General features: G+C 67.4%; 9 protein-coding genes and 1 riboswitch. Of the genes, 8 read left to right on the top strand and 1 reads right to left on the bottom strand.

Going from position 1 to position 10,482, the window contains the following annotated elements; all coding sequences use genetic code 11:
* The 3 genes from AC1DU6_RS11105 to AC1DU6_RS11095 form a co-directional block, all read left to right on the top strand.
* Nucleotides 1-1,588, top strand: a 1,588-nt coding sequence (locus AC1DU6_RS11105; protein ID WP_477857201.1) for a DUF4982 domain-containing protein, incomplete at its 5' end; no start/stop codon positions are given.
* Between the two features lie 313 nt (nucleotides 1,589-1,901).
* A complete protein-coding gene (locus AC1DU6_RS11100; protein WP_457321850.1) occupies nucleotides 1,902-3,401 on the top strand; it encodes a hypothetical protein in 1,500 nt (499 codons plus the stop codon).
* Entirely contained in the window at nucleotides 3,402-4,625 is a 1,224-nt protein-coding gene (locus tag AC1DU6_RS11095) for an MFS transporter (RefSeq protein ID WP_477857198.1), read from the top strand. It abuts the gene before it with no gap.
* Here the strand turns inward: AC1DU6_RS11095 and AC1DU6_RS11090 are convergent.
* On the bottom strand, nucleotides 4,615-5,616 hold the full coding sequence (locus AC1DU6_RS11090) for an aldo/keto reductase (RefSeq protein WP_477857196.1): 1,002 nt from the start codon (nucleotides 5,614-5,616) through the stop codon (nucleotides 4,615-4,617). The two genes, AC1DU6_RS11095 and AC1DU6_RS11090, sit on opposite strands and share 11 nt — an antisense overlap.
* A gap of 156 nt (nucleotides 5,617-5,772) precedes the next feature.
* Between AC1DU6_RS11090 and AC1DU6_RS11085 the strand changes: the two genes are divergently transcribed.
* The 5 genes from AC1DU6_RS11085 to AC1DU6_RS11065 all read left to right on the top strand — a co-directional run.
* Entirely contained in the window at nucleotides 5,773-6,672 is a 900-nt protein-coding gene (locus tag AC1DU6_RS11085) for an AraC family transcriptional regulator (protein ID WP_457321844.1), read from the top strand.
* 10 nt (nucleotides 6,673-6,682) lie between these two features.
* Nucleotides 6,683-6,764: riboswitch (S-adenosyl-L-homocysteine riboswitch) on the top strand.
* A gap of 76 nt (nucleotides 6,765-6,840) precedes the next feature.
* On the top strand, nucleotides 6,841-8,253 hold the full coding sequence (gene ahcY / locus AC1DU6_RS11080) for an adenosylhomocysteinase (protein ID WP_477857194.1): 1,413 nt from the start codon (nucleotides 6,841-6,843) through the stop codon (nucleotides 8,251-8,253).
* A gap of 6 nt (nucleotides 8,254-8,259) precedes the next feature.
* Nucleotides 8,260-9,006, top strand: a complete 747-nt coding sequence (locus tag AC1DU6_RS11075) for a TlyA family RNA methyltransferase (RefSeq protein WP_477857192.1) — start codon at nucleotides 8,260-8,262, stop codon at nucleotides 9,004-9,006.
* On the top strand, nucleotides 9,003-9,842 hold the full coding sequence (metF, locus tag AC1DU6_RS11070) for a methylenetetrahydrofolate reductase [NAD(P)H] (protein ID WP_056192437.1): 840 nt from the start codon (nucleotides 9,003-9,005) through the stop codon (nucleotides 9,840-9,842). The genes AC1DU6_RS11075 and metF overlap by 4 nt, the downstream gene beginning before the upstream one ends.
* Nucleotides 9,843-9,968: 126 nt before the next feature.
* Nucleotides 9,969-10,482: OmpW/AlkL family protein (locus tag AC1DU6_RS11065; protein ID WP_477857190.1), on the top strand; the 514-nt coding region annotated here is incomplete at its 3' end.

Below are 10,482 nucleotides of genomic sequence, written 5' to 3'. Positions count from 1 at the left end.
CAACCACCCGTCGGTCATCCTGTGGTCGGTGGGCAACGAGGAATGGGCCATCGAGAACTCCGAAATCGGCACTCGCCTCGCGCAGCAGATGCAGGCCATCGTGCGCCGCCTGGATCCGACCCGGCCCGCGACGCTGGCCGCCTCCAGCTCGGGTGCGGCCGAGGGCACATCGGTCGGCTCGCAGGTCATCGGCTTCAACTACAAGGGCCAGCACAACATCGATGCGATGCACAAGCGCTTCCCCGAGCGCGCATCAGTCGTCACCGAGGAAGGCCTGACCTACGCGACGCGCGGCATCTACGCCGACGACCCGGCCCGCGTGCAGATCGCTGCCTACGACAAGCGCTCAGGCGGCGACTCGACCTCGACCGTCGAAGARGCCTGGCGCTTCAACGCCGAGCGCCCCTTCCTGGCCGGCGTGTTCTTCTGGACCGGCTTCGACTACCGCGGCGAGACCACGCCCTACGGCTGGCCCGCCGTCTCCTCGCAGTTCGGCATGATGGACACGACCGGYGCGYTGAAGGACAGCGGCYASTACCTSAAGGCYGCCTGGACKKCCGAGCCSATGGTSCATGTRYTGCCGCACTGGAACTGGCCCGGCCGTGAAGGCCAGCCCATCGACGTGCGCGTCTACGCCAACACCGATGAGGTCGAGCTGCTGCTGAACGGCGGTTCGCTGGGTCGCAAGTCGCTGGCGCGCTACGCCCACCTGCAATGGACCGTGCCCTATGCGCCGGGCAGCCTGGTGGCGCGCGGCTACCAGGGCGGCAAGCTCGTCGTCACCGAGACCGTGGCCACCACGGGCAACGGCAGCGCCGTGCGGCTGACGGCGGACCGTGCGCGCATCCGCGCCGATGGCGACGATGTGGCGGTGGTCAGGGTCAGCGTGGTCGACCGCGAAGGCCGCGTCGTGCCCACGGCCAGCCAGTGCATCAGCTTCGAGGTCTCCGGCCCGGCGCGGCTGATCGGCATGGGCAACGGCGACCCGGGCTCGCACGAGGCCGACAAGCCGGCCGAGTTCCATCGCTACGTGACGCTCGACCGCTGGCGCCTGCAGGGCGTGGCGCGGCAGGATGACGCGGCGGCATTGCTGGCCGGTGCCGACGCCGAGAAGGGTCGCGACCCGTTCGCCTGGCTGCCGCCCGAGAAGCAGCCGGCCGACAGCGCCTGGAACGTCGTGCACGCCAGCTTTGCCCGCCCGGCTGCGGGGGTTGGCCGCGCGGCGCTGTTCGTGGGCGACATCGCGCCGGGCCAGCAGGTCTATTTGAACGGCAAGGCCCAGACGCCGCGCCGCGAGGACGGCATGGGCGTGATCGACTTCGACCCTGCTCAGTTGAGCGATCTCAACACGCTGACCCTCGTCTTCGCCACGCCGGCCGGTGGCACGCGCAAGCTCTTCGACGACGCGCAGGGCGGCCGGCGCTGGGTCACGCTGCGCACCACCACGTCCACCGGGCCGTGGCAACGCAGCGTGTTCAACGGCCATGCACAGGTGATCCTGCAATCCACCGGCAGCCCCGGTCGCGCCACGCTGCGCGCCGTCAGCGAAGGCCTTGCCCCAGCTGCAACGGTGATCGAGATCTTCTGAACACCGGGAACAGATTCGTCACCGTCGCTACGCTCGGAACCAGGCCACTGGACGGCAACGTTATGCAGCTTGAAGATTTCACCGAAGGCTAGGAGCCCATACATGTCGGGCTGGAGGGCGCCGCGCTTGTGATTGGCGGCATCGATCCCTGGCTGCATGCGAACGCTTGGCGCAGGGCTTGGCGAGAGCACATCGTTGTACCGCATCCGACTTATCGACAGCAACGCCATCGTGCCCGGATCTACGAGATCGCGGCGCTTGGGTCGATCACCCCTAGGATCGCCCGGTCACGATTGCCGCCCGAGTTGCCGCCATGCGCCGTCTTGCCCCACTGCTTCTCGCCCTGACCCTGTGCCCGCTGGCCCATGCCGACGAGGCCGGTGCAGCCCGCGCGCTTGAGCAAGCCCGCAGCAACCCCTGGCTGCTGCGGCAATTCATGGCCGCCTTCCCCAAGGGCGGCGACCTGCACAACCACCTGGACGGCAGCATCTACGCCGAGAACATCATTGGCTGGGCCAGCGCCGACGGCAAATGCGTGGACCCGGCCAGTGGCCAGATCAGTTTCCCGCCCTGCGACACGGCGCGGCCCCTGATGAAGGACTACGCGGCCGACAGCGCCCGCTACAGCCAGCTCGTCGACGCCTACTCGGTACGCAACTTCGAGCGCGGCAGCAAGTCGGGCCATGACCAGACCTTCGTCACCTTCGGCCGCTTCATCCCCGGCACGCTCGGCCGCGAGGGCGACATGCTGCGTGAGGCGACCAACCGCCGCGGCGCGGAGAACACGGTCTACCTGGAGCTGTTGCAGTCCTGGGGCATGGACAAGGCGCGCGCCATCGCGGCGGCCGAGGCCGGTGCCTTTCGCGCCGACCGGCCCACCAGCGACTGGGCCCATCACCCGGCCCTGCAGCGCATCGTCGCCGACACGCGCGCCGAGCTGGACCGCATCGAGAAGCGCTGGCGCGAGCTGTCGCACTGCAACCAGGCCAATGCCGAGCCGGGCTGCGGCGTGGCGCTGCGCTATCTGGCCCAGGTCATCCGCACCTTCCCGCCCGAGCAGGTCAATGCGCAGATCGCGCTGGCCTTCCTGCTTGTGAAGGCCGACCCGCGCTACGTCGGGCTCAATCTCGTCGCGCCCGAGGACGACCCCGGCACGCTGCGCCACTACAAGGAGCAGATGAGCGTCATCGGGCGCTTAAGCAAGCTCTACCCCGAGGTGAAGGTCACGCTGCATGCGGGCGAGTTCGGATTCGGCCTCGTACCGCCCGAGGATTTCAAGGACCACATCCGCCAGGCGCTGGACGTCGCCGGTGCGCGCCGCATCGGTCACGGCGAGGCGATCGGCCTGGAGACCGGCGCCTTCGACACGCTGCGCGAGATGGCCAAGCGGGGCGTGATGGTTGAGATCAACCTGACCAGCAATGCCATCGTGCACGACCTCAAGGGCGATCAGCACCCCTTCCTGCTGTACCGCCAGTTCGGCGTGCCCACGGCCTTGTCGGCCGACGATGAAGGCGTGTTCCGCATCGACCTGACGAACGAATACCAGCGCGCCGCGGCCACCTATCCGAAGCTGAGCTACCGTGACTTCAAGCAGCTGTCGCGCAATGCCCTCCACTACGGCTTCGTCGAAGGTCAGGCTTTGCTGGCCGACACCGGCAGCGGCCGCTTCGTTGCAAGCTGCACAGGCGAACGCACCGGAGCTGAGCCCAAGACGGCGCGCTGCCGCGACTTCCTTTCCACCCACACCAAGGCCCGCCTGCAATGGGACCTCGAAGCACGCTTTGCCCGCTTCGAAAGCCAAGTTCACTGAATGCTTCTTGATATCGGGCCGCTGCGCCGCAACACCGCCTTTCGCCGCCTCTTCGCCAGTCAGTTCATCTCGGGCCTGGGCACCATGGTCAGCTATGTGGCCGTGCCCTGGCAGCTCTATGAGCTGACGCACTCCAACGCCCAGGTCGGCCTGCTCGGCCTGGTGCAGCTGATCCCCGTGGTTGTGTGCGGCCTGCTGGGCGGCGCGGTGGCGGACCGGGTCGACCGCAAGCGGCTGCTGATCGGCTCCGAGGCCTTGATGGCGTTGTGCCTGGCCGGCCTGCTGATGAATGCGCTGAGCGCCACGCCGAGCGTGCTGGCCATCTACGCACTGGTGGCGGTACTGCAGGGCGCGAGCGGCTTCCATCGGCCGGCGCTGGAGGCGCTGACGCAGAAACTCGCGCGGCCCGAGGAATTTGCTGCCGTCGCGGCGCTGTCGTCGGTGCGCGGCACGGTGGGCATGGTGGCCGGGCCGGCGCTGGCCGGGCTGTTGCTGGCGAAATGGGGCGCGGTCGGCGCCTGCATCTTCGACTTCGCGACCTTCATCGCGGCGCTGTTCTTCATCGCCCGCATACCGCGCGAAACCATCGGCACGGTCGACGCCCCCGGCGAACGGCCGCATCTGCTGGCCGATCTTGCCGAGGGCCTGCGCTTCGCCTGGGCGCGGCCCGAGCTGATGGGCACCTACATCGTCGACATCGTCGCGATGGCCTTCGCCTTCCCGGTGGCGCTGTTCCCGGCCATGGCGGCGGCGGACGGGCGTACCGAATCGGTGGGTTGGCTGCTGTCGGCGATGTCGGTCGGCGCGCTGGTCATTGGCCTGTTCAGCGGCTGGACCGGCAAGGTCACGCGCCATGGCCGCGCCGTCGTCATCGCGGCGGCCGTGTGGGCGCTGGGCATCGTGGCGCTGGGCTTTGCACCCAGCTTGATGCTGGGCCTGGCCTGCCTGGCGGTGGCGGGTGCCGCCGACATGGTCAGCGGCGTGTTCCGCGGCACCATCTGGAACGAGACCATCCCGAACACGCTGCGCGGGCGGCTCGCGGGCATCGAGATGATCAGCTACCTGACCGGCCCGCTGGTCGGCAACGCGCGGGCAGGCTTCATGGCCGACGCCTGGGGCGTGGCGCCGGCGATCTGGATCGGCGGCGTGATCTGCCTGGCCGGTGTCATCGCCACCGGCTTCCTGTTGCCGCGCTTCTGGGCCTATCGCAGCATCACACGTTGACCGCGCTCATCTGCGCCGCCGGGTAGCGCGTGCCGGCCACCATGTGCGCGGCCAGCAGCGCCTCGATGCGCTCGCGCCGGCCGGCATCGAAGTGGATGTGGGACGCCAGCGCGTTCTCATCGAGCCGCTTGATGCTGCGCGTGCCGGGAATGGGCACGATGTCCTCGCCCCGGTGCAGCAGCCAGGCCAGCGCGAGCTGGGCCGGCGTGTAGCTCCACTCCTCGGCCAACGCCGACAGCGCATCGGCCAGCGCGAGGTTGTGGTCCAGGTTGCCGCCCTGGAAGCGCGGATGGATGCGGCGGCGATCGTCGGGTGCCAGTTGCTCGGCCGAACGGATGGCGCCGGTCAGGAAGCCGCGGCCCAGCGGGCTGTAGGGCACCAGCGTGATGCCCAACTCACGGCAGGTGGGCAGGATCTCGGCTTCGACGTCGCGGCTCCACAGCGAGTATTCGGTCTGCACAGCGGCTATTCGGTGCACCGCATGTGCGCGGCGGATGGTCGCGGCCGAGGCCTCCGAAAGGCCCAGGTGCCCGACCTTGCCGGCCTTGACCAGCTCAGCCATCGCGCCGACGGTTTCTTCGATGGGCACGTTCTTGTCGACGCGGTGCTGGTAGTAGAGGTCGATGTGATCCACACCCAGGCGCTTGAGACTCGCATCGCAGGCCTCGCGCACATAGGCCGGGCTGCCGTCGATGCGCACCGCCGCGCCATCCGGCGCACGCACATGGCCGAACTTTGTCGCGACGATCACCTCGTAGCGACGCGTGGCCAGCAACTGCGACAGCAGGCGCTCGTTGGCGCCGGTGCCATACATGTCGGCCGTGTCGAGGAAGTTGATGCCGATGTCCAGCGCGTGGTGCAGCACGGCCAGCGACTGGGCATCATCGGYCGGGCCGTAGAACTCGGACATGCCCATGCAGCCCAGGCCCAGGGCAGACACCGCGGGGCCGTGAGCGCCGAGGCGGCGGCGGGGAAGGGTCGAATGCGTCATGGTGGAACTCCTTGAAGGGATCATCAATGGGATGGGGACAGCTTAGGAAACCGGGCGCCGGTCGCCCAGCACAAAGCTCGGACATGCTTGCCCGATCCTCCAGCGCATGCCCCTGCACGACGCCAGCTTTGGGCAAGTGTTTGCACAATCGCTCACATGCCTCAAGACGATGACCTGCACGCCCTGCGCGAGCGCACCATCGCGCAGGCCCTGGCCCGCGCGCCCGCAGATGGCCTGCACACGACCGCCCTGCCCTGGCTGCGGCTGATCCGCGCCAGCGCGCCGGCCCAGCCGGTGCCGGCGGTTTACGAGCCCGGCCTGGTGCTGGTGCTGCAGGGGCGAAAGCGCGCGCAGCTCGGCGAGCGCGTGGTGCACTACGACGCGATGCAGTGCCTCGTCGTACCCATGACCATGCTGCCGCGCGGCCAAGTGCTGGAGGCCAGCCCGGCCAAGCCCTATGTCTGTATGCGCCTGAGCTGCGAGACGCAGGCGCTGACCGAGCTGCTGCTGGACGGCGATGCACCGCCTGAAGGCAACGACGCCGGCCTGCATGTCGCGCCCGTCACCGCGCCGCTGCTGGACGCTGCCCTGCGTCTGCTGCAGCTGCTGGACAGCCCGCAGGATCTGAAGACGCTGGCACCGTTGGTGCAGCGCGAGATCCTCTACCGCGTGCTGACCGGCCCGCTGGGCCCGCGGCTGCGTTCGCTGGCGCATACCGACGGCGTCACCCGCCGCGTGGGCCGCGTCATCGAGCAGCTGTCGCGCCGCTATGCCGAACCTCTGTCCATCGACGAACTGGCCGAGTTGGCCCACATGAGCCCGTCGACGCTGCATCTGCGCTTCAAGCAGCTGACCGCCTTGTCGCCTCTGCAATTCCAGAAAAACCTGCGCCTGCAGCAGGCGCGCCGGTTGATGCTGGGCGATGGCCTGGATGCCGCCAGCGCCGCGCACCGGGTTGGTTACGAGAGCCCTTCGCAGTTCAGCCGTGAATATCGTCGCCTTTTTGGCGCGCCGCCACGCGAGGACATCTCGCTGCTGCGCAGCGCTGCCGGCTAGAATGCCGCCTCCTTCCGAGGAGCGTTGCAACCTCAGCACCTATTGAGGCCAGGCTCGGAAGTTCTGACCCCCTGCAACTGCGCTCACCCGCTGGCAATCCGTGCCTGGGTGAGGTTTGATCCCCCCGTACGACCCGCCAGCGGCTTCATTCGCTTGAAGGAGCCCTGCATGAGCACCACGAATCACATCGTCAAGGACCTGTCGCTGGCCGACTGGGGCCGCAAGGAAATCAAGATCGCCGAGCATGAGATGCCGGCGTTGATGGCCATCCGCAAGGAATACGCCGCCACACAGCCGCTCAAGGGCGCGCGCGTCACCGGTTCGCTGCACATGACCATCCAGACGGCCGTGCTCGTCGAGACGCTGCAAGCCCTGGGCGCCGAAGTGCGCTGGGCCTCGTGCAACATTTTCTCCACGCAAGACCACGCCGCCGCGGCCCTCGCCGCCGTCGGCACGCCCGTGTTCGCCTACAAGGGCGAGACGCTGGAAGACTACTGGGACTACACCCACCGCATCTTCGAATTTGYCGGCAAGGGTGAAGCGGGCGAAGGCCCCAACATGATCCTGGACGACGGCGGCGACGCGACGCTGCTGATGCACCTGGGCCAGAAGGCCGAGAAGGACTTGTCCGTGCTGGCCAACCCCGGCAGCGAGGAAGAGCGCATCCTGTTCGCGGCCATCAAGAAGAAGGTCGCCGAAGACGGCAGCTGGTACACCCGCAAGAGCGCTGAGATCATCGGCGTGACCGAAGAGACGACCACGGGCGTGCACCGCCTGAAGGAAATGTCGGCCAAGGGCACGCTGCTGTTCCGCGCCATCAACGTCAACGACTCGGTCACCAAGAGCAAGTTCGACAACCTCTACGGCTGCCGTGAATCGCTGGTGGACGGCATCAAGCGCGCTACCGACGTGATGGTCGCCGGCAAGATCGCCGTCGTGGCCGGCTATGGCGACGTGGGCAAGGGCTCGGCCCAGGCGCTGCGTGCGCTGTCGGCGCAAGTGTGGGTCACCGAGATCGACCCCATCTGCGCACTGCAGGCCGCGATGGAAGGCTATCGCGTCGTGACGATGGAGTACGCCCAAAGCAAGGCCGACATCTTCGTGACGACGACCGGCAACAAGAACGTCATCCGCCACGAGCACATGCTGGCGATGAAGAACAACGCCATCGTCTGCAACATCGGCCACTTCGACAACGAGATCGAGGTCGCGGCGCTGGAGCAGTACGAGTGGGAAGAGATCAAGCCCCAGGTCGACCATGTGATCTTCCCGGACGGCAAGCGGATCATTCTCTTGGCCAAGGGCCGCCTGGTGAACCTGGGCTGCGGCACGGGCCACCCGAGCTATGTGATGAGCAGCTCGTTCGCGAACCAGACCATCGCCCAGATCGAGCTCTACGCGCACAAGGACAACTACGCCATCGGCCAGGTCTATGTGCTGCCCAAGCACCTGGACGAGAAGGTCGCGCGCCTGCAGCTGACCACGCTGAATGCGCAGCTGACCGAGCTGACGGAAGAGCAGGCCGCCTACATCGGCGTCAACAAGGCCGGCCCGTACAAGCCCGACACTTATCGGTACTGATCGTCGATGCGCGCTGACCAGCTCCTCGTCGCCCAAGGCCTGGCACCGACCCGCTCGGTGGCCCAGCGCTTGATCTCGAACGCCGCCGCCGAATGGGCCTCGCCCACCGGCTGGGCGATGTTGAAGAAGGCCGGCGAGGACCTGCCCGAGACGGCGCAGCTGCGCGTCACCGACGACGCGGAGCTGCGCTATGTGTCGCGCGGCGGGCTCAAGCTGGAAGGGGCGCTCACCCGCGTCGGCTTCGACGTCACGACGCACACTGTGCTGGACGTCGGCCAGAGCACAGGCGGCTTCACAGACTGCCTGCTGGCTCACGGCGCCCGCCATGTCGTTGGCGTGGACGTAGGCCATGGCCAGCTGCATGCCAAGCTGCTGGCCGACCCGCGCGTCACGGCGCTGGAAGGCGTGCATGTGCGCGAGCTGGACGTGTTGCGCCAGCACGCGCCGACGGGCGGCTTCACGCTGATCGTCGGCGACCTGAGTTTCATTTCCATGGTGGGCAGCCTCCCGGAGTTGCTGCCTTGGCTGGAGGTGCACGGCCATCTGCTCGTGCTCATCAAGCCGCAGTTCGAACTGGGGCCACAAGCCCTGGGCAAGGGCGGTCTCGTCAAGGACGAGGCCGACTACCCGCGACTGGAAGCCCGCGTGCGCCTGGCCTGCACGRCCCTCGGCCTCAAGGTGCTGGACTACTTCGACAGCCCCATCACCGGCGGTGATGGCAACCGCGAATTCTTCTTGTGGGCCTCCCGATGAGCACCCTTGTCAGTTTCGAATTTTTCCCCCCGAACACGCCGGTCGGCGTCGAAAAGCTCAAGACCGTCGTGCAGGAGCTGGGCGCGATGTCGCCCCAGTACTTCAGCGTCACCTACGGCGCCGGCGGCTCCACGCGCGACAAGACCCTGGGCGCCGTGATGGACATCGCCGCGGCCGGCTTCAATGCCGCACCGCATCTCTCCTGCGTGGGCTCCACGCGCGAGAACATCGCCGAGATCCTGGCCACCTACCGCGCCCAGGACATCCACCGCGTCGTCGCCCTGCGCGGTGACCTGCCCAGCGGCACCGCCACGGCGGGCGAGTTCCGCTATGCGTCCGAACTGGTCAGCTTCATCCGCGAGACCCAGGGCAAGGATTGGCATATCGAGGTCGCGGCCTACCCCGAGGTGCACCCGCAGCAGCGCTATGCAGCGCGCGACCTGCAGCACTTCGTCGACAAGATGAAGGCCGGCGCCGATGGCTCGATCACGCAGTTCTTCTTCAACGCCGACGCCTACTTCCACTTCGTCGACGAGGCGCGCCGCCTGGGCGTCACCCAGCCCATCGTGCCGGGCATCATGCCCTTCCACAACTACGGCCGCATCGCCCAGTTCGCGCAGCGCGACGGCATCGACATCCCGCGCTGGGTGCAGATGAAGATGGAAGGTTTCATGGACGACGCCGCCAGCATCCGCGCCTTCGGCCTGGACGTCATCACGCGGTTGTGCGAACGCCTCATCGACGGCGGCGCGCCGGGCATCCACTTCTACACGCTCAACCAGAGCGCGCTGACTCTGGAGTTGTGCAAACGCCTCGGCCTTGGCAACAAGGTTTGATCCAGCGCAAAACCCCACATCGAGTGTGGCGCTGCGAGGCGCCACCTTGTGTTGCCTCAAACCGCCGTGAGCCGCCGGCRCGTGCAATGCCTCCATCGGGACACGTCCCATTCACTGGAGCCATTGATGAAGTTCTCTTCCGCCCTGCGCCTGGCCGCCGTTGCCRCCGCCGCCCTTGCCCTGCAGCCCGCCTTCGCCGATGAAGGCCCGCTGCTGGTACGCGTGCGGGCGCTGCACCTGGATTCCGCCAACAAGGACAGCACGGGCCTGGGCCTGTCGATCAACAACAAGACCTTCCCAGAAGTTGATTTCAGCTACTTCATCGCGCCCAACATCGCGGCCGAGCTGATCCTGACCTATCCGCAGAAGCAGACGATCTACTCCAACGGCAGCGAGATCGGCTCGCTCAAGCACCTGCCGCCGACGCTGACGCTGCAGTACCACTTCAACCCGACYGGCACCGTGCGTCCCTACGTCGGTGCGGGCGTGAACTACACCAATTTCTCCAGCGTCGAGTTCGCGCCTGCCGTGCAGACCGCTCTTCATCCCAGCATCAAGCACAACAGCTGGGGCGCTGCCTGGCAGATCGGCGCAGACGTCGAGATCAGCAAGGGCACCTATCTGAAGGGCACCTATCTGA

The organism is Roseateles sp. P5_B10, assembly GCF_056400485.1.
The sequence above is the reverse complement of the archived record's forward strand: the minus strand, read 5'-3'. Positions and strand labels throughout refer to the sequence as shown.

Coding starts and splice junctions, on each gene's coding strand:
- AC1DU6_RS11095 (WP_477857198.1), top strand. CDS start 3,402: ATGCTTCTTGATATCGGGCCGCTGCGCCGCAACACCGCCTTTCGCCGC.
- AC1DU6_RS11100 (WP_457321850.1), top strand. CDS start 1,902: ATGCGCCGTCTTGCCCCACTGCTTCTCGCCCTGACCCTGTGCCCGCTG.
- AC1DU6_RS11085 (WP_457321844.1), top strand. CDS start 5,773: ATGCCTCAAGACGATGACCTGCACGCCCTGCGCGAGCGCACCATCGCG.
- metF (WP_056192437.1), top strand. CDS start 9,003: ATGAGCACCCTTGTCAGTTTCGAATTTTTCCCCCCGAACACGCCGGTC.